The organism is Enterococcus sp. DIV0712 (assembly GCF_050554855.1).
Classification (GTDB): domain Bacteria; phylum Bacillota; class Bacilli; order Lactobacillales; family Enterococcaceae; genus Enterococcus; species Enterococcus faecalis.
In genome coordinates this window covers 2,679,560-2,703,732 of sequence record NZ_CP187333.1, presented here as the reverse complement: position 1 = coordinate 2,703,732, position 24,173 = coordinate 2,679,560, and the positions used below count along the sequence as shown (strand labels likewise).

Genomic DNA, 24,173 nt, shown 5'->3' with positions numbered 1-24,173 from the left:
AAGAAGGAATTTCCGAAAATTGTTCTTTAATTTTTGGAGAATTTCGGCTTATTTCCGAAGGGGTTGCTTCTGTTCCCGCCGTTTATCAGTTTTTGAGCGTGGGACAAAAATCCAAAGTGATTTTTGTCCCACGCTCCTTTTTCTATTTTCCAGTGGCGATTTCTTTTTGAGAATTGCCAGATTGATTTTTCTGTGCTACGTTAATAAGGAGGGGTGATGGAATGGAACAATCTTTTTTTCGAGAATTACTACATTATCAGCGTCCAAAGGATAATCCTTTTCGACTAGTGTTTGCTGGCTTGGTTATGTTCAGCATTCTTTTTTTGGGCTATATCAATCATCAATTATTGATTTCAAGCTTTGGCTCGTTAGGTATTTTTACTTTTTTATATTATCAGCCGTTACCATTAAAACAGTTAATGACTCGTTTATCTGTGGTCGGTAGTTACCTTTTTTTAGGAAATTTGTTAGGCATGTTATCGACCCATATTGCATGGCTTATTCCCATTGTTGTTGCCCTGGTCGGTTTTGGTGGCCGCTTTTTCTTTGAAGTCTACGATATTTCAAAACCAGGGGCCTTCTTTGGTGTGATGGTGACAGCGATGGGTGCCAGTACGAGTATTCCGTTAGCAAAAATTCCGTTCATGAGTGGCTGTATGTTATTAGGCATTGGCTTTTCCATTTTGTTTGCACTAGTGTTGCATTTTACAGAGAAGGAAATCAGTGCCCCGCTAGCTAAGCGATCATTACGGGAACGAATTTATCGGCATCCAGAAGCGCCATTAGATAGCATATATTATAGCTTTGTCTTATTTTTTGCTGTATATATCAGCGAAAGTTTACATTTACAGAATCCGTATTGGTTAGTCGTTTCCTGTGCATCCATTTTACAAGGAGACAATTTACGTGCGATTAAGCAGCGAAATATTCAGCGAATTTTTGGCACAACGATTGGATTGGTTATTTCCGCTTTTCTGCTTAATTTAGCTTTGACAACTTTTGAATCGATTGTCGTGATTACAATCTTATTTGTGACCGTTGAGTATTTTATTCGTCGTAATTATGGATTGGCGCAATTTTTCACAACGCCTATGGCTCTGATGCTTTCATTGCTCGTTCGTCAGCAGTACGTGATAACGTTGATTCAATTCCGCTTTTTGGGGATTGTTTTAGGCAGCTTGTTAGGCTTAGCGGCAGCGTGGCTATTCACCGTTGTAGTAACGTTTTATGAACGAAAATATCACTTGAACGAGTGACCAAAGAACAGATGACCAGTAATTAAAAAAAGAGCATTTGGTAGGTAAGCGGATGGCGCTTCTCTACCAAGATTTTTTTCGGAAACATTGTGAAAAATGTACGTTTAATACAGATAGGCTCTTTTAAAGTTTGTGAACGTATGATACTATTAAACGGTCATAAAGAAGGAGGCTATATTTATGATTGAACTGATTGCAACTGCAGAATCTGTTGAGCAGGCTGTAGAATTACTCGCAACAGGTGTGGATACATTATATATTGGAGAAGAAACATTCGGGTTGCGTTTGCCCGTATCTTTTACACGAGATGAACAACGCGAGATTGTGAAACGTGCACATGAAATGGGCAAACAAGTGCTAGTTGCAGTAAATGGCATTATGCACCCTGAAAAAATGAAATTAGTCCCAGAGTATCTGACATTTTTAAAAGAAATCAACGTCGATAAAATTACTTTGGGTGATCCAGGTATTGTGTTTATTATGCAACGAGATGGATTAGAAATTCCTTACGTTTATGATGGTGAAACCTTAGTAACGAGCTCACGTCAAATCAATTTTTGGAGTAAACGAGGAGCCATCGGAGCTGTCCTAGCTCGGGAAGTACCTTTTGAAGAAATGGTCGCAATGGAAGAAAACTTAGCAGTTCCAGCTGAAATTCTTGTCTATGGGGCGACGTGTATTCATCAATCGAAACGCCCATTAATTCAAAATTACTACAATTACACAAAGAACGACAAAGGGGTTACGAAAGACGAAGGGCTGTTTATTTCTGAACCCAAAAAACCAGAAACCCACTATTCCATTTATGAAGATAGTCATGGTACGCATATTTTTGCCAATAACGATGTGAACTTGATGAATGAGTTAACAAACTTGTATGACCATCACTATCGTACATGGAAGCTCGATGGCCTTTACACGCCAGGTGAAAATTTTGTCGCGATTGCTCGCTTATTTGCTGAAGCGAAAGCAGCACTTGAAGCGGGAACTTGGTCAGAAGATCAAGCAGCTCATGCAACAGCTGAAATTGAAAAATTACATCCAACAGGTCGTGGCTTAGACAATGGTTTCTTTGATTTAAGTGCCGATGCAATAAAATAAATTGATTCATTTAAGGGGAAGAAGAACATGAAAGTAATGACAGAACGAACATTGAAGCGTCCCGAGGTGTTGGCTCCAGCCGGGACGCTAGAAAAACTAAAAGTCGCAATTCGTTACGGTGCCGATGCCGTTTATATCGGAGGGAATGCCTACGGTCTGCGTAGCCGCGCAGGAAATTTCACGCCAGAAGAAATGGCGGAAGGCGTAGCCTTTGCCCGCGAACATAATGCGAAAGTTTATGTCGCTGCCAATATGGTCACTCATGAAGGAAACCAGGAAGGGGCAGGAGCGTTTTTCAGAGAATTGCGAGACATCGGAATTTCAGCTGTGATTGTTTCCGATCCAGCTTTAATCGAAATTTGTGCGACAGAAGCACCAGGTTTACCTATCCATTTATCGACACAAGCTTCAGCAACCAACTATGAAACATTAGAATTTTGGAAAAATGAAGGCTTAGAACGTGTGGTATTAGCGCGCGAAGTTTCAATGGAGGAAGTTGCAGCGATTCGTGAAAATACGGACATTGAGATTGAAGCCTTTATTCATGGAGCAATGTGTATTTCATATTCAGGACGTTGTACTTTATCCAACCATATGTCGATGCGGGATGCCAATCGTGGCGGTTGCTCTCAATCTTGTCGTTGGAAATACGAGTTATTTGATATGCCTTTTGGGACAGAACGTCGGAGCAAAACCAGTGAAGGGGAAGTTGAAGAAGAGTTTTCAATGAGCGCCGTAGATATGTCTATGATTGAACATATTCCAGAATTAATTGAAAATGGTGTCGATAGTTTTAAAATTGAAGGTCGCATGAAATCCATTCACTATGTTTCGACAGTCGCTAATGTGTATAAAAAAGCCGTCGATTCTTACATGGAAGACCCTGAAAACTATGTCTGCCAACAAGAGTGGATTGATGAATTATGGAAAGTAGCACAACGTGAATTAGCAACTGGTTTTTATTACAATACACCAAGTGAAAATGAACAATTATTCGGCGAACGTCGTAAAATTCCACAATATAAATTTGTTGGCGAAGTGATTGCGTACAACGAAAAGACGCAAGTCGCAACGATTCGTCAACGGAACCTTTTCAGTGTCGGCGATGAAATTGAATTTTATGGTCCCGGGTTTACCCATTTCCACCAAACCGTTAAAGAGATGTATAATGAAGACGGTGAAGCGATCGATCGGGCACCTAATCCCATGATGTTATTAACAATGGAAGTGACGCAACCTGTTGCAGTCGGCGATATGATTCGTAAGAAAAAATAAACCAGCCAAAAGGAGGAGTAAATATGAGTGTCCGCGTGAATGATTTATTAAAATTACCGTCTTTGCGAGAAGCAACGGTACTTTCTGGTAAAAACCAATTGGACACATCTGTTGCTTCTCTTTCTTTTTTAGAAGTCTCTGATATGTCTTTGTTTTCGGAAAAACTTCACAAAACAAATGAATACCATGCTGGCGAAATTTTGATTGGTTCATTTTGTGCCATTCGTCATGATGTGGTGAAGCAATGCGAAACGATTCGGCATCTCCATGAATTAGGCGAAGTAGGCCTAATCTTGTACTACGTTGGGATTATCGTACCGAAAGTTGCAGAGGAAGTGATTCAATTAGCGGATTCTTTAGGTTTTATTTTAATCCAAATGCCTAAAAATGATCCCACATTACGCTACAACGAAGTCATTTATGAAGTCATGAAATTGTTAGTCAATAAAAATAAAATGGCTTCTTTTGCAACGGACCTCTTGGAAAAAGTTTCCCTTTTGCCTGAACAAAACCGCAGTGTGGAAATGACCTTGAAAATCCTATCCGATTTTTTAAAAGTCAACATTGCGTTAACCACATATACCAATGAAATCATCAGCACCATCAATTGGCCGCGAAGCACGAAATTGCCCTTAACCAAGTTACTTTATCAATCACAAGAGAAAGTAGCGCTGGGAGAAACGACCTACTTCATTACCTCGCAAAAACTTCCTCAGAAAGATGGACAAACATTGAAGCTTTACTTCATTCGAGAAGAAGAGCAGTTAACCTCTTTTGAGATGAATCAAGCGGTGGAAGTCGTTCAGATGGCTCTGAATTTATGGGGGAAAAACTATGACGAAGTCAGTGAGTATGCCTTAGTCCAAGCAATCATTAACGATGAAAGTGATAAGATGTACCAATTAGCCAAAAAATTAATGATTGATATTTCTTCTGTCGAAACGATGTGGCTTTTGCCTATTTGGCAACAAGGACAAGAAATCCACGCTATTCAGCAAGATTTGAAAGATTTCCTACGTTACTATTACCAAACAACGATTGTCCAGCAAACAGAAAATTACCTGATTGTTCTCTTAGGTAATTATTTACACAAACAGCCTGAAGCCACGATTAGTAAAGAATACTTGCAAGCCACAGACTATCAGGACTATTTAGGTGAAATCATCCTTTGTCCGAAAGTTCGTAACACGACTGAAGTGCGTGTCAGCTACCAAACCGCTAATCAAGTCGCGCCGTTTTTAAAGCGCGTCTATCCACAAAGAAAAGTGTTATCAATCGCGGAAATTCGTACAGTTCAACAAATGATGACGTGTCTCCAAGCAGGAGAAGAAGCAATCCAACAACGCTTAGCAGTTATCCAACCTCTCTTAAAAGAATCAGAGCAGTTAATGACATTAGGAACGTTTTTACTAGATGCAAGTAGTGATTTTAAAGAATGCGGCGAACGCCTATTTGTTCATAAAAATACGGTCAAATATCGTATCAGTAAAATTAATGAAGCGCTCGGCTATGATATGACTAACGCCGCCGAAGCCTATGAAGTCTATTTGGCGATGATCTTATATCGCTTGGTCACGAATGAATGAAAAAAGCAGACAGCGGTCGGGACAGAAGTGTTTAACTCCGAGAACCACGTAGGTACTGTTCAACACTCTCAAAGGCTCAAATACATCGAGTAATCGCAGATGTCATCTATTTGCTTTGCAAATGGTGTTTCTCAGCAATAAGAAGGAATTTCCGAAAATTGTCATAAAACACAACGAGGTACGAGTTGATGTTGCATGATACCTACCCGGTGTTCTTTAATTTTTGGAGACCAAGTAGGTATTGTTCATCATCGAATCACTACGTTCTTCGTGATTCTCAACAATTTCGGCTTATTTCCGAAGGAGTTGCTTCTGTTTCCGCCGTTTATCAATTTTTAAGCCTGGGACAAAAATCCAAAGTGATTTTTGTCCCAGGTTCTTGTCTATTTTTTTATTTTAAGCCAAAACTTCCTCGATATTTTTTTTAATTTGAAAAAGACCTATGACTGATTTTTCGTTATAATTGAAAAAATAATTAAGGAGGAATGAGAATGAAATTAAAAAACGAGCAACAACAATCGTGGCTTAGCTTAGCATTTGTTTGGGCGGGCGCAATGATTAGCGTGCCAGGATTAATTATTGGAGGAACGTTAGTTGCAGGCATGCCTTTATGGGAAGCTTTGTTAACAGGATTTATTGGTTACGGTATTATTGTTATTTTAATGATTTTACAAGGAATTCAAAGTTCCGACTTACAAGAACCTTCTGTCAAAGTCGCTTCTCAAGTGTTTGGCATTCAAGGTTCGCAAAAGATCATTTCTATTATTCTAGCGATTGCTTGCTTAGGTTGGTTTGGCTTGCAAGCCAATGTCAGCGGCGGCGCCTTCACGAACTTTTTAAAAATTTACGGCATTGATTTACCTGTGTCGCTTTCTTCCTTAATCTGGGGAATTATCATGCTTATTTCGGCTCTTTATGGCATAAAAATATTGAAAATTCTGAATTATTTTGCGGTTCCTGTGTTAGTTCTGGTTTGTCTTTATGGCTTGGTGGCTTCGTTAAGAAACAACGGTTGGGAAGCTGTTAGTCAATATACACCTCAAACAGCAGGAAGCTTTATGTCAGGTCTTTCAATGACTGTCGGTTCTTTTGCATTAGGCGCAGTAATTGCTGGAGATTACTCTCAATATGTTTCTTCTCGTAAAGATGTGGTCAAAGCGGCCACCTTAGGGATTTTACCGACAGGCTTGTTGATGATTGGTGTTGGTGCGGTCTTGACCATTGCATCGAACACCGCAGATATCACGGAAGTTTTTATGAATCTCGGTTTTCCAGTTTTAGGAATTATTGCGCTAATTTTAGCAACTTGGACCACGAATGCCGTGAATGCTTTTTCTGGCGGACTGGCCTTGATTAATGTCTTTGATATTCCAAAAGAAAAAGAAAAAGTCGCTGTCGGTGCGGCCGGCGCCATTGGAACCTTATTAGCAGTTGTGGGGATTTTAAATTACTTTACGCCGATTATGTCCGTCCTTTCTGCGATGGTGCCACCAGTGGCTGGTGTAATGATTGCTGCCTATTGGTTGATTAACAAAGGCGATCGAACCAAATGGCAGCCAACGCCTGGCGTGAATAAATTAGGTGTTTTTTCATGGCTAATTGGTGCTGCAGTGGGGGGCATTCCGGTGATTATGAGTTTCTTTCCCAATGCCCCTCAATTGCCTAACCAACCGCTAATTGGCATTGTTTTATCGTTTGTTATTTATTATTTCGGTGCAAAACGTCAACAGACGAACACCGAATCATTAGAAATGGAATGAAGAAGAGGAGTGTCGGAGAATGCGTTATTTAGATGCAGAAGCAATTGAGAATATAGCCACAGGAGCAGCTTTTTTAGGGACAGGAGGTGGCGGTGATCCCTACATTGGTAAAATGATGGCTTTGTCCGCCATCGAAGAAAACGGACCTGTCAAACTGGTTTCTCCAGAAGAAATTGCCGCGGAGGATTTTTTCCTACCCGCCGCAATGATGGGTGCCCCATCTGTCGCAATTGAAAAATTTCCCAAAGGCGACGAATTCGTCCGTGTCTTTGAGAAGTTAGGAAAATATTTAGACCAAGAAACGATTGCGGGAACCTTTCCAATGGAAGCTGGGGGCGTCAATTCAATGATTCCAATTGTTGTTGCAGCGAAGCTAGGCATTCCCTTGGTGGATTGTGATGGTATGGGTCGGGCCTTTCCAGAATTGCCTATGGTAACGTTCCATTTGAATGGGATGTCAGCGACCCCTATGGCAATTACCGATGAAAAAGGAAATATTGGCATTATGGAAACGATTGATAATACTTGGACAGAACGTCTTGCTCGTGTTCAAACGGTTGAAATGGGCGCTAGTGCTTTAGTGAGCATTTATCCCGCGACAGGCAAACAATTACAAGACTATGGTATTCACAACATCGTGACATTATCAGAAGAAATTGGCAAAGTGATTCGAGGTACCTATGCAGATGAACAAGAAAAACGCCAAGCATTAGTAGAAGTTACGGATGGCTTTGAATTGTTCCAAGGAAAAATTCTAGATGTAGAACGAGAAGTAAAAGGTGGCTTCAATTTGGGACGTGTCAAATTGAGTGGCTTAAACAGTGACGATGGTTCAGAAGCAGTCGTCCATTTTCAAAATGAAAATTTAATTGCCGAGAAAGATGGTCAGGTGATTGCGATGACGCCTGATTTGATTTGTATGGTAGATTTAGAAACTTTAACGCCTGTGACAACAGAAAGCCTGAAATACGGCAAACGTGTCCAAGTAATGGGCTTGAAAGCGAATGCCGCTTGGCGAACGAAAAAAGGTATCGAAACAGTGGGTCCTCGGTATTTCGGCTACGAAATGGATTATCAACCACTAGAAAACTTAGTAGCGAAGGAGGACAAATAAATGTATAAAATCGGTATCGATGTCGGCGGCACAAATACAGATGCTGTTATTTTAGATCATCAATTAAACTTGATTCATTCAGTGAAAGTTCCAACAACCGATGATATTCAAACAGGGATTGCCGGTGCCTTAAATAAAGTCTTGGCAGAATCAGCAGTGGACCCAACCAAAGTCACACATGCAATGTTGGGCACGACCCAATGTACGAATGCCATTGTTGAGCGAAAAAAATTAGCAAAAGTTGGGGTCCTTCGTTTGGGCTATCCAGCAACCGCTTCGGTCTTGCCTTACACAGCTTGGCCCAAGGATTTAGTGGCCACTCTTTCAGAAACGTATGCTTTAGCACATGGCGGCTACGAATATGATGGACAACCATTGACTGCACTGGACGAAGAAGAATTACGTGGGATTTTGGCCTCTTGGCGAGGAGAAGTAGAGGCAATCGCAGTAATTGGCGTTTTTTCTTCTTTAAAAAATGACCAAGAATTGTTTGTCCAAGCACTTGCGAAGGAAGTGTTAGGGGCAGATGTTCCTGTATCTTGCTCCTCAATGATTGGGTCTGTCGGTTTAATTGAACGGGAAAATGCGACAATTTTGAATGCTGCGTTGCACAAAGTAATTAAAGTGACCAGCGAAGGCTTTGAACAAGCCTTAGAACAAGAAAAAATTCATCACGCCCAAGTGTACTTATGTCAAAATGATGGTACGTTAATGTCGTTAACGTATGCCAAACAGTTTCCTATTTTAACCATTGCTTGTGGACCAACAAATAGTATTCGTGGCGCTTCTTACTTAGCTGGTTTGAAAGATGCGGTTGTTTTAGATGTTGGTGGCACAACGTCAGACATTGGCGTGTTAGTGGATGGCTTTCCAAGAGAATCTTCACTGGCCGTTGATGTTGGCGGGGTACGGACCAATTTTAGAATGCCAGATATCGTGTCAATCGGTGTCGGCGGCGGCAGTCTAGTGCGTGAACAACCAGATGGTTCTGTGACAGTTGGCCCCGATAGTGTCGGCTACCGTATTACACAAGAGGCCCTTGTTTTTGGCGGCACACAATTAACGACCACTGATATCGCGGTTCGCTTAGGCCATGCCCAAGTCGGTGATCCTAGCAAAGTGGCTCATTTAGACCAAACGTTTGCGGAAAAAGTGTACCAAAAAATTGGCGAATTGGTCAGTGAAGCGATTGATCGCATGAAGACCAGTTCCGCAGACGTGACGGTCGTTTTAGTTGGTGGTGGGAGTATTATCATCCCCGAAGAATTGACAGGCGTTAAAGCGCTAATTCGCAACGAAAACGGAGCAGTGGCGAATGCCATCGGTGCCTCTATCGCTCAGATTAGCGGACAATACGAACAAATTTATGTTTATTCAAAAATCCAACGAGACGCGGCGTTGACTGATGCCCAAGAAAAAGCCGTCCAACAAGCTGAACTTGCGGGTGCAGTCCCTGGCACAATCGAGTTAGTCGAGGTGGAAGAAACACCACTCGCCTATCATCCAGAAAATGCAACCCGCTTACGAGTAAAAGTGGTTGGGAATATGTATTGAGGACCAGTGCAAAGCAAAAGTTATAAGAAGAGTTATTTGAAATATGAGGTCGGGCTAGGGCTGTCGATTGAAGTTTTATCCTGAAGAGTACAGAAGAAGCTATATCTGTCTCGCCGTTTATTTTAAAATTCAGAGTTAGGAAGGTAAGTCGAAATGACTTACCTTCCTAAGTTCATTTTTTTGTGTTGACATATTTTTTTAGAAAAGGCAAAATGTTAACATGGTATGTTGTTGGGGTGTTATGAAAAAAGGAGAGAAAATAATGAGTATTTTAAAAGAACATTTAAAAAGAAATTGTGATGCACGAATGGTTGGTGTTTTATCGTTAAGCATAAGAGAAGCATATCGCTACTTAATGGAGCTAACAGAAAGAGAATCTATTTTTCAACGAGCAGAAATGAAAAAAGTTTGGGGACACGTTCGGCATGGATTGGTTGATGTTGGTTTAAAACAAGTGTTAACACTTCATCAGCAATCCCACATGAAATAGCTGACAAAGCTAGTAGTCGATATGTCAATGGCCATACGTACTTAATGATTGAAACCAAAGGCGCAATTTTAACGCCAGCGAAAGTTTTATCAGAAGCTTCAGTTCCTAAAAAGGCATTATTTAGAAATCGTGGGAGCTTATTAAATAAGCAGTATAATTTATTTGACAAACCAGAAGATTTAAATGAGTATTATGATGCCAATCAACCACCATTCTTATTACTAACTTATGGCGGATCGAATCATCAATTACGTTTTGTTCGATTAGGGTTACCAGATATTGGAGTTGGTCGTTGGATTGACCAAATTGATATTACGCAGGCACCAGTTCTTTTAAAAAATCCAGAGGAAGTTCGTAAGGACCTACATTTGACTTTTACGTCAACCGCTGACGAACTGATAAGGAGAGGACTAGAAAATGAACGAGAGGTTGATTTTTAATCCAAAGCAATTAACTTCGGCTCGCATTGCACGAGGATTAACAATGAAAGAATTAGCCGAGAAAGCAGAGCTATCTAGGCAAATGATTTCGAATTACGAATCGGGAAAAACAATTCCTAAAGCAGATAGCATATTAAAACTAATTTCTGTTTTACAATTTCCCCGTAGTTTCTTTTCAGCAGATACATTTGAATTGTATTCAGGCGCAACTTTTTTTAGAAGCCGAAGTGCGGCGACGAAGAAAGTAAGAGATATGCAAAAAGAGCGGTTAAAATATGTGCAAGAAGTGTATAAAGTATTAGCAACATATGTGAACTTTCCCAAAGTTTGTTTACCAGAATTAATTGAAAAGAGTATTTATGAAATCACAGAAGAAGAAATTGTGAAAAAGGCTGAGGAATTACGGAAAATTTGGGGCTTAGACTTGATTTCGCCAGTCCCTAATCTCATTCAGTTGGCTGAACAAAATGGTGTGATTATTTCAGAAGCCAACATGTCCAATCCAACACTAGATGCGGTCTCGCGTTGGATGATTGGTCGGCCGTTTATTATGCTCACAGATAATCATGAATCTGCTGTCCGTCGTCGTTTTAACGTGGCGCATGAACTAGGACATATTTTATTACACAACGGTGTTGAAAGTATTCATGAGTATTCGCAAACAGAATTAAAGAACATTATTGAGTATCAAGCAAATCTATTTGCTGCGCATTTTCTCCTTCCTTCAGCGGCTTTTTCTGATTCGCTCTTGTCTATTTCGTTAGAATACTATATTGATTTGAAAAAGTATTGGAAAGTTTCTCTTCAATCAATGATTCAAAAAACATACACATTAGCGTTAATTAATGATGATCAACGTCTCTATTTAAATAAAAGAATTGCTAAAAATAAATGGAAAACGAAAGAGCCTTACGATGACCAACTGACTATCGAACAGCCAGAAGTTTTCCAAAAAGTTTACCACATGATTTTAGAGCACCAAGTCATTCCTGCAAGTCAACTAAATCAAGCTTTTAAATTACCTAAAGAAGAAATAGAAAAGATATTAGGAACAGCTATTCAAACGGAGCAGGACAAAACAGAAATTGTTCTTGAATTATTACGTTCTAACGAGTAATCAAAAAGAAGGAGGAATAACTATGGCTAAATTATTCGCCTACCAAATTGGTCAAAACCCTCGTATTCAAACGGACCTTTTGGTAGATCCTCAGCTGTTTGAAGATGAGCATGGCTGTGCGGGGGGTGTGGGCTTCGGGTTAGCAGATTGTGTTCAAACCGGAATGTTTACAGATATTGAAGTGATAAAACGGTATCTTCACGAAGCAACCTACGTTTTTATTAATGGTGACTTTGACCGACTAAGTTATTTAGAAATTGGGATTGCACTTTCCTTAGGCAAAACACTTTATGTCATTACAATGAATCCAAACGTAACGAAAGAAGATTTAGGAATTCCCTTCGACAATGCTACGATTGAATTCCTTTCCCCCAGTGCTTTTACGGAACGAATCCATGAAACAGAAGCAGCAGAAAACTAAACAAAAGTAAGTAATACGACTGTCTTTTTTTGCTATTTTTTGCGATAATAAAGGAGAAAGTTCAAATTGAAAGGGAGCCAGAATAAATGAAAACCTATGATTATATTGTTATTGGTGGCGGTAGTGGCGGGATTGCTTCTGCTAACCGCGCAGGAATGCACGGAGCCAACGTCCTTTTAATTGAGGGCAACGAAATTGGTGGGACCTGTGTCAACGTTGGTTGTGTGCCTAAAAAAGTCATGTGGCAAGCCAGCAGCATGATGGAAATGATGGAAAGAGATACAGCAGGCTACGGGTTTGATGTTGAAATCAAAAATTTTAGCTTTAAACAATTAGTTGAAAATCGTGAAAAATATATTGACTTCTTACATGGTGCGTATAATCGTGGTTTAGACAGTAACAACATTGAACGTATCCATGGTTACGCTACGTTTACTGGGGAGCAAACAATTGAAGTCAATGGGACAGAATATACGGCGCCGCACATTCTAATTGCGACAGGTGGTCGTCCGAAAAAACTAGGTATTCCAGGAGAAGAATATGCCTTAGATTCAAACGGCTTCTTTGCATTAGAAGAAATGCCAAAACGTGTGGTCTTTGTCGGTGCGGGTTACATCGCAGCCGAATTAGCAGGAACCTTACATGGCTTAGGCGCAGAAACACATTGGGCCTTCCGTCATGAACGACCATTACGAAGCTTTGATGACATGCTTTCTGAAAAAGTCGTAGAACGCTATCAAGAAATGGGCATGCAAATTCATCCGAATGCAACACCAGCTAAAATTGAAAAAACGGCGCAGAATGAGTACGTTATTACATTTGAAAATGGTGAATCAATCACGACAGATGCCGTGATTTTCGGGACAGGCCGTCAGCCGAACACGGATCAATTAGGCTTAGAAAATACGAAAGTAGCACTTGATGAAAAAGGCTACGTCAAAGTAGATAAATTCCAAAATACCACGCAAAATGGCATCTACGCAGTCGGCGATGTCATTGGTAAAATCGACTTAACGCCAGTCGCGATTGCCGCTGGTCGGCGCCTGTCTGAACGCTTATTTAACGGACAAACCGATTTATATTTGGATTATAACTTGGTACCAACGGTGGTCTTTACCCATCCACCAGTTGCGACAATTGGTTTGACGGAAAAAGCAGCGCTTGAAGAATATGGTGAAGACCAAGTGAAAATCTATCGCTCTAGCTTTACGCCAATGTATTTCGCTTTAGGAGAATACCGTCAAAAATGCGACATGAAATTAATCTGTGTCGGCAAAGAAGAAAAAATTGTCGGTTTGCATGGCATCGGCATCGGTGTTGACGAAATGCTACAAGGCTTTGCAGTCGCTATTAAAATGGGCGCGACCAAAGCTGATTTTGATAATACTGTTGCGATTCATCCAACAGGATCAGAAGAATTTGTAACAATGCGATAAAAGGCGAATAAACCCCAAAAAAGAGCGTTGCATCAGCAACGCTCTTTTTTGAATACACGAGTTATATTATTTGATTCGTAAAAAGTAATTTTTTATATCATACCAATAACCACTTTTCCATCTTTTAACTACTGACTTTTCCAAGAAATATGCTATGATTAAAAAAATCAGCAAAACAGAGGGTAGGGAGTTAGAGGATGGATAAAATTAGAATTAACAACTTGAAATTTTTCACAAAAAATGGTGTTTTGGCAGAAGAAAAACGTCTAGGACAGCAAGTAGAAATCGACCTTGAAATGCAGTTGTCGCTAGCCGAAGCAGGGCGAACAGATGATGTCACTCAAACTGTCAATTATGCCGAAGTGAATGAATTGATTGCCCAACGAGTAAACAATCACTCGTACGATTTAATCGAAGGGTTAGCGAGTGCTATTTTAGATGATATTTCCGCAGATTATCAAGAACAATTGAACAAAATTATCATTAAAATTAGAAAATATAGTGTGCCGATGCCCGGCCTTTTTGACAATATTGAAATTGAAATGGAGCGAGAAGTATAGATGATTGGCTATGTAGCATTAGGTAGTAACGTCGGCGATCCATACGCAAATTTAGTGAAAGCCCGCAATTATTTAAACGAAGACCCGCAGATTCAGGTCGTGGCTTCTTCAAAACTTTATGAAACGGATCCTTACGGCTATACAGACCAAGATGATTTTTTGAACGCCGTATTGAAAATTGATACTAGCTATACCGCTGAAGAGTTATTGGCTGTTACCCAAGGGATTGAGCAAGCAATGAAACGTAAAAAATTAATTCACTGGGGTCCGCGGATTATTGATATTGATATTTTATTATTAGGGGGGCAGTCAGTCACGTTGCCCCACTTACAAGTTCCTCATCAAGAATTAACAAAACGGTCATTTGTTTTGATTCCCTTAAGTGATGTTTACGCAGAGGAACAACTATTGGGCGCGCCAATAGCTACGTGGATTCAGCGCAGTGGCAATCAAGAAGAAGTGCGAGTAAGCGAAAAGGAATGGTAGAGATGGAGCAGGAAAAACAAGCGCAAATTGAGCAGGCAGTTACCACAATCTTAGAAGCAGTGGGGGAAGATACTCAACGGGCAGGACTCATTGATACACCCAAACGCGTAGCTAAAATGTATGCAGAAGTTTTTAGTGGATTAACCGAACCTGAATTTGACGATTATAAATTATTTGATAGCTTAAATGAAGGCGAAATGGTTCTAGTAAAAGATATTGCCTTTTATTCAATGTGTGAACACCATTTATTGCCATTTTATGGAAAAGTACATGTCGCTTATCTGCCAGAAGGTGGCAAAGTATTGGGACTAAGCAAGTTACCAAGATTAGTAGAACATTGTGCCAAACGTCCCACAGTTCAAGAAGATTTAACAGTGACAATTGCCCGCAAACTCCAAGAAAATATTCCCGTCAAAGGCATTGCAGTAGCCATTGAAGCGGAACATATGTGTATGACGATGCGCGGCGTGAAAACACCACAAAGTAGCACCAAAACATTTCAATTTACCGGACTATTTAAAGAACAAGAGTGGAAAAATCAATTTTTAATGGAGATACGTTAGAAAATGGAAATCATTGTTGGCACGAATAACCAAGGTAAGTTAAAAGAAATGCAATCAGGACTTAAGGACCCCGCTATTCAACTTGTCTCTTATCGAAAGTATACAACCAGTCAAGAACAACCTGCAGAAACTGGCACTACGTATGCTGAAAATGCTTATCTAAAAGCTCGCTTTTTCCAACAATTAATTGGCCGCCCAGTGTTAGGTGATGATGGCGGCTTAACGTTAACTGCTTTTCCTGATTTATTAGGTATTCATACAAGCCGCTTTTTCCATTCAGCCAATCCGGAAGAACAGAACCGCGAACTGTTGCACTTATTTGAAGGGCAACAGTCGACCCGAGAGTTAACCTTATCAGCCACGTTGGTCTATGTACTCGATGACGACAAACTGTTGCAAACGGAAGCCACTTTGACTGGTGAATTAGTTGAACCGCGCGGTACAGGTGGTTATGGCTTTGATCCGATTATTTATTTACCAGATCGAGGCAAAACCTTAGCGGAGTTGTCCACGAGTGAACGAATGAAGATAAGTCCTAGAATGCGGGCTTTACGAAAGATGATTCAGCAGATAAAGGAGCAATGTGACAATGATTGATTTAAAAAAGAATTACCAAATTATGGGGATTGTCAACACGACCCCCGACTCTTTTTCTGATGGCGGTAGCTACACAACGGTCGACGTGGCCTATCAACATGCGCTTCATCTACTAGAAGCGGGGGCCGATATTTTAGACATTGGCGGCCAATCCACACGTCCTGGCTACGAAGAAGTTTCTCCACAAGTTGAGGCAGACCGAGTATTACCGTTAATTAAAAAAATACGTGAGACTTCTCTAGCGCCGATTTCTGTGGATACCTACTATCCCGAAGTAGCAGAAGCCGCGATCCAAGCTGGTGCCACAATGATTAATGACATCAAAGGATTAGACACTCCGGGGATGGCAGAAGTCCTCGCACAATATCCTGAAGTCCAAGTTGTGATTATGCATTCCAGAAAACACCAATCCCTTTCTTTAAAAGAAGAGTTGCACCAATTTTATACAGAAAAAATTGAACAATGCCAAAAATATGGGCTTTCCTTAGAAAAAATTTGTTTCGATCCAGGGATTGGCTTTCATAAAACTGTCGCAGAAAACCTTCAACTGTTAAAAGATCCTAACGCCTTTCGCTACCAAGATTATCCGTTACTATACGGCGTTTCTCGCAAACGAACCATTGGCGCTTTAACGAACGAACCAGAACCAGCCAACCGTGATTTTGGCTCAGCCGCTGCTTCCTTGTATGCAGCACAACAAGGCGTAGAAATTTTACGTGTTCATAATGTCCAAGGCTTAAAACAAACATTTGATGTCTGGCGAGCATTGTCGGAGAAGGAGTAAAGGTAGACCAATAGACTAAACAGACCGACCATCAAAAAAGATGGTCGGTCTGTTTAGTCTAAAAAATTTTAGTTGGCTGAATCGTTTTATCCCAGTAAACGGTGCGCGATTTTTATTACAAAAGAAAGCGGCTGTTGAATAATCAGGAAAGTAAGCGTATTCTGGGAAGGTACAAATGTGTTATACTACACAAGTAGGAAGTTTATGACGGTGGCAATTTCTCAAAAAAAGGGGGACTGCCAATGTTTTTGCTTGTTTGCTCTTTCCCTAGAAAGGAATAGCAGTGACTGTCTTTGAAGCATTGATGCTTGCGATTGCTTTCGCAACATTAATTGTCAAAATCAGTAAAAAAAACGACAAAAAATAAACCCGTCATAACTTTTAGCGAAGATTGACGGGTTTATTAACCAATAAATTAAAGCTACCGTCTTAAACGGTCTACCCGAGAGCGTATGTCTAGTACGCTCTCTTCGTGTTTATTATAGCAAGTTGAAACGGAAAAGTCGAATAGTAAATAAAAAAGAAAGCGTATTCTAGGAAGGCACAAATGTGTTATACTACACAAGTAGGAAGTTTATGACGGTGGCAATTTCTCAAAAAAGGGGGGACTGCCAATGTTTTTGCTTGTTTGCTCTTTCCCTAGAAAGGAATAGTAGTGACTGTCTTTGAAGCATTGATGCTTGCGATTGCTTTCGCAACATTAATTGTCAAAATCAGTAATAAAAACGACAAAAAATAAACCCGTCATAACCTTTAGCGAAGATTGACGGGTTTATTTCCGTATTAAAATCAAGCTACCGTCTTAAACGGTCTACCCGAGAGCGTATGTCTAGTACGCTCTCTTCGTGTTTATTATACCAAGATATCACCTAAAAAGCTAGCCGCTAAATCCTCAATAGGATCCAGCGGCTTTTTTAATTTTCTCTTGTCAAAATCGTTTGTGTAATTTCATACAATTGTTCTTTCGCTTGGGCCTTTGTTTCAGGAAGTTTGCTGATTTCTTTCAGCGCTTTTTCTGTGTAATGAGTGGCTAATTGTTGGGCCTTTTCTACGCCACCTAGTTCATGGACAAGACGATAAATTTCCTGTGTTTCTTCATCGGTCAAGGCTTCTTTTTTCATTAAAAGTGGCAACAAGACTTCACGATTGGCTTCAAGTGCATAAATCAAAGGCAAAGAATACACGCCTTGACGTACGTCTTCTAAGACGGGTTTGCCGATAGCATCGGCAGTTTGTGTATAGTCCAAAATATCATCAATAATTTGAAAAGCCAGCCCGATATTTTCGCCGATTTCACCACAACGTTTGGCAAAACGTTGGGAGGTGCCACTTTCATAGGCACCGACAAAACAACTTAGCGCAAACAGTTCCGCAGTTTTTCCGGAAATATTTTTTAAATATTGGTCAATCGTTACCTCGAAATTATAGCGATTGTCCATTTGACCAAGCTCACCAGTTAGGACTTTTTCCATACTGCGCGAATTTAATTGAATGCTTTTTAATGAAGAAGAATAATCAGATAAGAGCTTGAAACAGCAAACAAAAAGATAATCGCCTGTATACACAGCTGTGCTATTCCCAAAGCGCGAACGCAGTGTTGGCAAGCCACGACGCGTATCGGCTTCGTCGACAATATCGTCGTGAACTAACGTGGCGGTATGCAGTAATTCAATGGAAGCCGCTAACGCTGTCGCCTTTTTAGGGTCCCGCTGTTCACCAAAATAAGAGAACAACAGTTGGTAGGCTGGACGTAGCAATTTGCCGCCAGAATGAATCATGTCATGGACAGCAGCTTGAATCTCTTGATTATCGATTTGAACCGCTTGTTCCATCAAGCGAAGAGTAGTTGTTAATTCTTTTGATAACGTAGGATAGGTATTCCACATAGGATGTATATTCATAAGATGACTCCTTTAATTGTGGCGGACAGGTTTTCAATTAGAAAAATTGACTCCACTTATGTTTCGTTGTTTGTTCATAATTCAGTTGGAATTTTCGTAACGTCTGGACATGTTGTAGTAAATAATTAGCGGCAATCCCAATGGCAATCCCTGAAAGTAACCCAAACAGAGATAGAAATGGTAAGTACAGCATCGGCGCCCACGAATGAGCAAAGAAAGAGGTCGTTAGCAACTGACCAACGTTGTGTAAGAAACCACCAACGGCACTAATCCCTATAATGCTGACCCGTTTTGGCCCCAGCTGCTTGACAAGCAACATGCCGAAATAACTTAATAAGGCACCACTGGCACTATAGAAAAAGGTCGAAAGTGTACCGCCCAGTAATGTCGTTAAAATCAAACGTAAACAGACTAGGAAAAAACTATCACGCTTACGCATGGTGAAAATCGCAATAATAGTAATTAGATTTGCTAGACCGAGCTTTGCCCCAGGAGCAAATGCGAAAGGGTAAGGAATCATATTTTCGATTAAACCAATAATGACCCCTTGGGCAACGAGCATAGCAATATAAATATTCTTGTGTAATTTGCTCATAGTTGTCGTGCTTAATAAATTAAGCTACCGTCTTCACTCCCATCAGAAGCTTCCACGGTGATAAACAAATTGTGGGGTAGACAGGCAATCGGGGTTTCACCAGGTTTGGAAATCCAGCCTCGCCGAACATCCACTAAGTCAGCACAGTTGGCTTCCTTCACGCGGATACGATCACCATCTACTTCAATCAGGTTGTAATCACCGTCTTTTGCTTCGTATTTATATGTATAATGCGGGCCGTCCTTTTTTAAGTCAAAGACTTTGATTACTTTGTTGTCTACTTTCAAGACTGCTTGATACGTAGCCGCTTCTTGACCACGGTTTTGCATGGCAAAAACAACAAGGGGCAGAAAAGAACCAAGAACTAAAACAGCAATAATAATAACGTCCCATGTTTTCAAGCGACTTTTCTTAATGAATTCTTTAATCGTCATTTTCTTCTCTCTCCTTTGGTGTTTTTTTCTTGTCTATCATAACATAATGAACGGAAAAGAAGTATTCTTTTCCAGTTGAGCCACCATATTATATAAAAGAAAATATGTGGGACAAAAGTCATGCTTGACTGCTGTCCCACATACTAAATCCTATGATAGTCAGCTGGAGACATGTGTCTCAGCTTTTGCTCGTAGTTGTCAATCGATGATCGATTGCTTACTTACCGCCGTATCTAGCTTTCGGGGTACCATACCACGCTTTACCAAGTTTGCGTTGAATCCATGGAATTACCCAGCGGTCTAAACCGACAGCACGGCCTGAACCGTTCATCAAAGCAAAAGCGACAAAGATAAACCAGATATTTACCCAATAGAACATGCCAGATAAACAGAAGGCAATTGTTAAACCAATTGTAGCAGCACTTGATAACCAAGTGAATAAACCAGCAATCAATGCTAAAGCAATACATACTTCAACGATTGTCATGAATTTTTGCATGAACAAAGCAACTTCTTGGTTTGGCATCATAAATTTCATTACGCTTTCGAACCATTTAGGCATGTGATCAAACACTTGCATTGGTGTTTCGCCGTAAGCGTAGCTTAAACCAAAGTGCGCTGCTTGTGTTGCCGCATCGGCACCACCGCTTGCCGCCGCATCCGCCGCACCACTTGCAGCAGTTGTTGCTGTTTCAGTTGCTTGAGAAGCACCTGTTGTTACTTGTTCTTGTAACCAAGGGAATGGGAAAACGACTTTATCTGTGAACCAAGAACCGTCACCAAACCAAGTGCTTGGTTTCAAGTAATCGCCGTTGCCGACAATTTTCTTCATTGATTCGACTAACCAAACCATACCATAGAAAACACGTAGCGGAACACTCCACAAGACATTGCCGTAACGAGACGTATGTCCGCGAGCAACAGAACGATCATCTTTAATATGGAAGATTTCGTGCATAATGTATTGGAACATGTAGTAACCAGAACGAATATCAAAGAAGTATTTCAAGTTAACGATATGTTTCATAATGATGGCTAAGAAACCACTCAAATGAATTTTATCGAATAAGTTGGCAACGCCCCATTTCGCGCCGATGGAAACCATGAATCCTTGGTAGTTTCCTTTAAAGGCGTGTTTTTCGCCACCTTTAATATCTGCAACGATGTTGGCAGCCGCAGTATGACCTGTTTGTTCAGCTGCTTGAACAATTTGAGGAGTTGGTGTATTTGGTGTTTCTTCGTAATAAACCAAGTCACCAATGATATAAATGTTTTTGTCTTCGTAGCCTTTAGCTTGCATGTATTCATTCGCAACTAAACGACTACCACGGGCTGCTTCTAAACCAAAGTCAGCGGCATCAGAAGTTGCTTTCACACCAGCTGTCCAGATTAACGTATGCGTTGGTACTTCAGAACCATCTTTTAATTTAATGTGATCTGCTGCAACTTCAACGATTGGTGAGTTCAATAATAATTGAACATTTTTCTTTTCTAGATAACGTTCTGCTTTGGCAGCATCGTTACGAGATAACATGTTTAAGATGGTTGGCATTGCTTCAACAACCATTAATGTAATTTCGTCTGGATCAATTTTGGCATCTTTCGCTAAACGATCTTTCCAGTCGATTAATTCGCCGACCATTTCGATCCCAGTAAAACCAGAACCACAGACAACGAATGTTAACATTGCTTTGCGTACTTCAGCATCTGGTTCGATGGCTGCTTTAGCAACGGTTGCTTCAATGTGATGACGAATTTTCACTGCATCATCAAATGACCATAAGGTGAAACCATTTTCTTTCACGCCTGGTGTTCCAAAGTCGTTTGGTTCGCCACCCATACCCAGAATTAACTGGTCAAATGGATAAGAACCTGCTAAAGTTTTCACAACTTTGTTTTCTTTGTCGATCCCAGTAACAGTATCTGTTACCAATTTTACGTTTTTCTTGCGTGAGAACAAACGTTGTAAGTCGTATTGAATTGCTTCTGGTTCAACACGTCCGCCTGCTACTTCATGCAATTCGGTCATCATAGTGTGGTAAGAATGGCGATCAATCAATGTGATTGTTACGTCCGTATCTTTTTTAAATTTCTTTGCTAGAAATTTAGTAGCTGAAACGCCAGCATACCCAGCACCTACAACGACAATATTTTGCTTTGTCATTGACAATCCGCTCCTTAATATTGTAAGTAGTAAAATAGTGATAATGATTAATAAGTACACAATCGACTAACATTATATAAGTATTTCACGAATTTGTCTAATATAAATTTTAATTGTCAACAAATTTACTCCAACGATGAGTTTTTGATGAAAAAAAGACCGAAATGTAAATATTTTTAGGGGATGGTCTTGACAACGTTTTTAAAACCATTATAATGTGTAATGTATCACAAACTTTTGATGTTTGTGAAAATCATGAAAGAAAAGGTGACTATCAATGAAAGTGAATAAATTTGTTAAAGGTTTTGCGGCAATTGCATTATTTAGTTTAGTATTAGCAGGCTGTGGCGCAGACAAGAAAGACAACACAACGAACTCTTCTAGCGCAGCATCTTCAGAAACGAAAAAATCAACTGAATCATCAGCACCAGCGAAAAAAGTTGCCGGTGGCGATTTAAAAGATGGTACGTATAAATTAGAAGAAAAAAATGAAAAAAATGGTTACCGTGCAGTCTTTGAAATGACTGTAAAAGACGGCAAAATCACTGAATCTAAATATGACAACATCAATGCTGACGGCAAATCTAAAACAGAAGACACTAAGTATGAAGAAAGCATGAAAGCAAAATCTGGTGTTGGACCAAAAGAATACATCAAACAATTAAACGATTCTTTTGTTAAAGCACAAAGCGCAAGCGGTGTGGAAGTAGTAACTGGTGCGACTCATTCATCTGAATCATTCCAAAACTACGCACAACAATTAATCCAAGCAGCACAAGCTGGTAACACAGACACAATCGAAATCGACAATGGGGCAACATTGAAAGATGGTACGTACTCATTGAAAGAAAAAAATGACTCAAACGGCTACCACACAACATTCTCAATGACTGTGAAAGATGGTAAAGTGACTGAATCTAACTACGATAACGTGAACGCTGACGGCAAATCTAAAAAAGATGACACTGAATACGAAAGCAAAATGAAAGACGTTGCTGGCGTTGGACCAAAAGAATATATCGAAACATTAAACAAAGAATTTGTTAAAGCAATGGGCGAAGAAGACGGCTCACCTGCAGGTGTTGAAGTGGTAACTGGTGCAACACACAGCACACATTCATTCATCAACTACGCACAACAATTAGTGAACGCTGCTGAAAAAGGCGACACAACTGAAATCGTTGTTGACAACATCGTAACAAAATAAGTAATAATAAATGAATCGTGAAGTAGTTCCTGAAATGCTTTTCAGCAATTACTTGACACCATTGAGGGGTTGGGAAAAAGTCGGTTGGCTGACTTTCCCGCCCCTTTTTCTTCGCTAGTTCTGTCCATCATTTCACAAATTTTTTCACAGAAATTTGTGAATTTCCAAGAGAAAGACTTTTCATTTTTTCCAAAAAAGGCTACTATGCAAGAGAACTTATTTTTTAATTAAAGAAGGAAAGAAGAGGGAATCCTATGAAAAAGAAACTTCTGCTCATGGTGAGTGTTCTAGCAGTGCTGTTTGTGGCAGCTGCTTGTTCCTCAAAACCAGAAGCGAAAATTAATACAGAACCATACTCTGACCGTCAAACAATGCTTGGTACCTACGTTCAAATTCGCATCTACGATGATGGCAAAGAAGACGTCTTACCGAAAGCTTTTGCCCGCGTCAAAGAACTAGGCGATAAAATCACGGTCAACCAACCAGGTTCAGAAATTGATGAAATCAACCAAGAAGCAGGCGTAAAACCGGTCAAAGTCTCAGATGACCTGTATCCTTTGTTGAAAAAAGCCTATGAATACAGCAAAGACTCCCGCGGCGGCTTCGACATGGCAATTGGCCCAATCACTTCTATGTGGCACATTGGCTTCGATGATGCCCGCAAACCAAGCCAAGCCGAAATTGATCAAGCCTTGAAACTCGTTGATTACACGAAAGTCAAATTCAACGACAAAGAGCAAACCGTTTACCTTGAAGAAAAAGGCATGCAATTGGATTTAGGCGCAATTGCCAAAGGCTTCATCACCGACGAAGTCGTGAAAGTCCTCAAAGACAACGGCGTCACCACCGCTATCGTCGATTTAGGCGGGAATGTTTACGTCTTAGGACATAGCCCACGTGGCAAAGACATGGATTGGACAGTTGGGATTCAAGATCCGAATAAAGCCCGCAACACTGTTTTAGGTCAAGTCAAAGAAAGCAACAAAACCTTAGTCACATCAGGAATTTATGAACGCTACTTAAAAGTCGATGGCAAAACCTACCACCATCTCTTTGATCGTGAAACTGGCTATCCGTTTGATAACGACATCGCGGGTGTCACCATTATCACCGACAAATCCATCGATGGTGATGGTCTCTCAACAGCCGTCTTCTCAATGGGCGTCAAAAAAGGACTAGAATATGTCGAAAGTCTGAAAGGAACCGATGCCATTTTCGTCACAAAAGACGACAAAGTCTACATCAGCAAAGATATCGAAGGCAACTTTGAAATCGGCAAAGACTCTGGCTATACGATGGGGAATCGGGCCGATTTGAAATAAGGAGCGACTA

Annotated in this window: 23 protein-coding genes; 19 read left to right on the top strand and 4 right to left on the bottom strand. The window is 40.4% G+C overall.

The features are described from left to right. Window positions 1-221 precede the first annotated feature (221 nt). The 17 genes from IGL42_RS12865 (at window position 222) to folP (ending at window position 16,540) form a co-directional block, all read left to right on the top strand. Window positions 222-1,256 (top strand): FUSC family protein, encoded by a 1,035-nt coding sequence (locus tag IGL42_RS12865; RefSeq protein WP_002354721.1) that lies wholly within the window; start codon window positions 222-224, stop codon window positions 1,254-1,256. Window positions 1,257-1,436: 180 nt separating this feature from the next. Then, a complete protein-coding gene (locus tag IGL42_RS12860; protein WP_002354722.1) occupies window positions 1,437-2,357 on the top strand; it encodes a peptidase U32 family protein in 921 nt (306 codons plus the stop codon). Between the two features lie 27 nt (window positions 2,358-2,384). Next, on the top strand, window positions 2,385-3,632 hold the full coding sequence (locus IGL42_RS12855; protein WP_002368523.1) for a peptidase U32 family protein: 1,248 nt from the start codon (window positions 2,385-2,387) through the stop codon (window positions 3,630-3,632). Window positions 3,633-3,655: 23 nt separating this feature from the next. Continuing rightward, on the top strand, window positions 3,656-5,218 hold the full coding sequence (locus IGL42_RS12850) for a PucR family transcriptional regulator (RefSeq protein WP_002354724.1): 1,563 nt from the start codon (window positions 3,656-3,658) through the stop codon (window positions 5,216-5,218). A gap of 485 nt (window positions 5,219-5,703) precedes the next feature. Beyond that, window positions 5,704-6,978, top strand: coding sequence for a cytosine permease (locus IGL42_RS12845; RefSeq protein WP_002354725.1), 1,275 nt, complete (start codon window positions 5,704-5,706; stop codon window positions 6,976-6,978). A gap of 19 nt (window positions 6,979-6,997) precedes the next feature. Beyond that, window positions 6,998-8,092, top strand: coding sequence for a DUF917 domain-containing protein (locus IGL42_RS12840; protein WP_010710844.1), 1,095 nt, complete (start codon window positions 6,998-7,000; stop codon window positions 8,090-8,092). Next, window positions 8,093-9,646 carry a hydantoinase/oxoprolinase N-terminal domain-containing protein gene (locus IGL42_RS12835; RefSeq protein WP_002378874.1) on the top strand — a complete coding sequence of 518 codons (1,554 nt, stop codon included), beginning with the start codon at window positions 8,093-8,095 and terminating at the stop codon, window positions 9,644-9,646. A 262-nt stretch (window positions 9,647-9,908) separates the two neighbouring features. Then, window positions 9,909-10,136 carry a hypothetical protein gene (locus IGL42_RS12830; RefSeq protein WP_010710845.1) on the top strand — a complete coding sequence of 76 codons (228 nt, stop codon included), beginning with the start codon at window positions 9,909-9,911 and terminating at the stop codon, window positions 10,134-10,136. Window positions 10,137-10,180: 44 nt separating this feature from the next. Continuing rightward, window positions 10,181-10,576, top strand: coding sequence for a hypothetical protein (locus IGL42_RS12825; protein WP_010710846.1), 396 nt, complete (start codon window positions 10,181-10,183; stop codon window positions 10,574-10,576). Continuing rightward, window positions 10,554-11,693 carry a helix-turn-helix domain-containing protein gene (locus tag IGL42_RS12820; RefSeq protein ID WP_104680758.1) on the top strand — a complete coding sequence of 380 codons (1,140 nt, stop codon included), beginning with the start codon at window positions 10,554-10,556 and terminating at the stop codon, window positions 11,691-11,693. The genes IGL42_RS12825 and IGL42_RS12820 overlap by 23 nt, the downstream gene beginning before the upstream one ends. A gap of 22 nt (window positions 11,694-11,715) precedes the next feature. Further along, on the top strand, window positions 11,716-12,114 hold the full coding sequence (locus IGL42_RS12815) for a hypothetical protein (protein ID WP_002375430.1): 399 nt from the start codon (window positions 11,716-11,718) through the stop codon (window positions 12,112-12,114). 86 nt (window positions 12,115-12,200) lie between these two features. Further along, the gene (gene gor, locus IGL42_RS12810; RefSeq protein ID WP_002354732.1) at window positions 12,201-13,550 is read left to right on the top strand and encodes a glutathione-disulfide reductase; all 1,350 of its coding nucleotides are present in this window, start codon (window positions 12,201-12,203) and stop codon (window positions 13,548-13,550) included. 197 nt (window positions 13,551-13,747) lie between these two features. Continuing rightward, window positions 13,748-14,110 (top strand): dihydroneopterin aldolase, encoded by a 363-nt coding sequence (gene folB, locus IGL42_RS12805; protein WP_002354733.1) that lies wholly within the window; start codon window positions 13,748-13,750, stop codon window positions 14,108-14,110. Then, complete coding sequence (gene folK, locus IGL42_RS12800) at window positions 14,111-14,596, top strand: 2-amino-4-hydroxy-6-hydroxymethyldihydropteridine diphosphokinase (RefSeq protein WP_002354734.1); 486 nt, start codon at window positions 14,111-14,113, stop codon at window positions 14,594-14,596. Beyond that, window positions 14,590-15,159 carry a GTP cyclohydrolase I FolE gene (gene folE / locus IGL42_RS12795; protein ID WP_002383148.1) on the top strand — a complete coding sequence of 190 codons (570 nt, stop codon included), beginning with the start codon at window positions 14,590-14,592 and terminating at the stop codon, window positions 15,157-15,159. The genes folK and folE overlap by 7 nt, the downstream gene beginning before the upstream one ends. A 3-nt stretch (window positions 15,160-15,162) precedes the next feature. After that, entirely contained in the window at window positions 15,163-15,756 is a 594-nt protein-coding gene (locus tag IGL42_RS12790) for a non-canonical purine NTP pyrophosphatase (protein ID WP_002354736.1), read from the top strand. Continuing rightward, window positions 15,749-16,540: a dihydropteroate synthase gene (folP, locus tag IGL42_RS12785; protein ID WP_002385125.1), complete on the top strand. Its 792-nt coding sequence runs from the start codon at window positions 15,749-15,751 to the stop codon at window positions 16,538-16,540. Before IGL42_RS12790 ends, folP begins: the two co-directional genes overlap by 8 nt. A 914-nt stretch (window positions 16,541-17,454) precedes the next feature. On the opposite strand, the gene IGL42_RS12780 is transcribed toward folP, so the two are convergent. The 4 genes from IGL42_RS12780 to IGL42_RS12765 all read right to left on the bottom strand — a co-directional run bounded on the left by IGL42_RS12780 (window position 17,455) and on the right by IGL42_RS12765 (window position 21,634). Next, window positions 17,455-18,441: a polyprenyl synthetase family protein gene (locus IGL42_RS12780; protein WP_002358954.1), complete on the bottom strand. Its 987-nt coding sequence runs from the start codon at window positions 18,439-18,441 to the stop codon at window positions 17,455-17,457. A gap of 37 nt (window positions 18,442-18,478) precedes the next feature. Beyond that, on the bottom strand, window positions 18,479-19,036 hold the full coding sequence (locus tag IGL42_RS12775; RefSeq protein ID WP_002354743.1) for a Gx transporter family protein: 558 nt from the start codon (window positions 19,034-19,036) through the stop codon (window positions 18,479-18,481). An 11-nt stretch (window positions 19,037-19,047) separates the two neighbouring features. Further along, window positions 19,048-19,470, bottom strand: coding sequence for a NusG domain II-containing protein (locus IGL42_RS12770; RefSeq protein WP_002358956.1), 423 nt, complete (start codon window positions 19,468-19,470; stop codon window positions 19,048-19,050). Between the two features lie 217 nt (window positions 19,471-19,687). Then, window positions 19,688-21,634 (bottom strand): NAD(P)/FAD-dependent oxidoreductase, encoded by a 1,947-nt coding sequence (locus tag IGL42_RS12765; protein ID WP_002354747.1) that lies wholly within the window; start codon window positions 21,632-21,634, stop codon window positions 19,688-19,690. Between the two features lie 277 nt (window positions 21,635-21,911). Here IGL42_RS12765 and pplA point away from each other — a divergent pair, with 277 nt between their 5' ends. Both pplA and IGL42_RS12755 read left to right on the top strand, forming a co-directional pair. Beyond that, the gene (gene pplA / locus IGL42_RS12760; RefSeq protein WP_002368513.1) at window positions 21,912-22,841 is read left to right on the top strand and encodes an extracellular electron transfer flavoprotein PplA; all 930 of its coding nucleotides are present in this window, start codon (window positions 21,912-21,914) and stop codon (window positions 22,839-22,841) included. A gap of 254 nt (window positions 22,842-23,095) precedes the next feature. Continuing rightward, window positions 23,096-24,163: an FAD:protein FMN transferase gene (locus IGL42_RS12755; RefSeq protein WP_002354751.1), complete on the top strand. Its 1,068-nt coding sequence runs from the start codon at window positions 23,096-23,098 to the stop codon at window positions 24,161-24,163. Window positions 24,164-24,173: the final 10 nt, after the last annotated feature.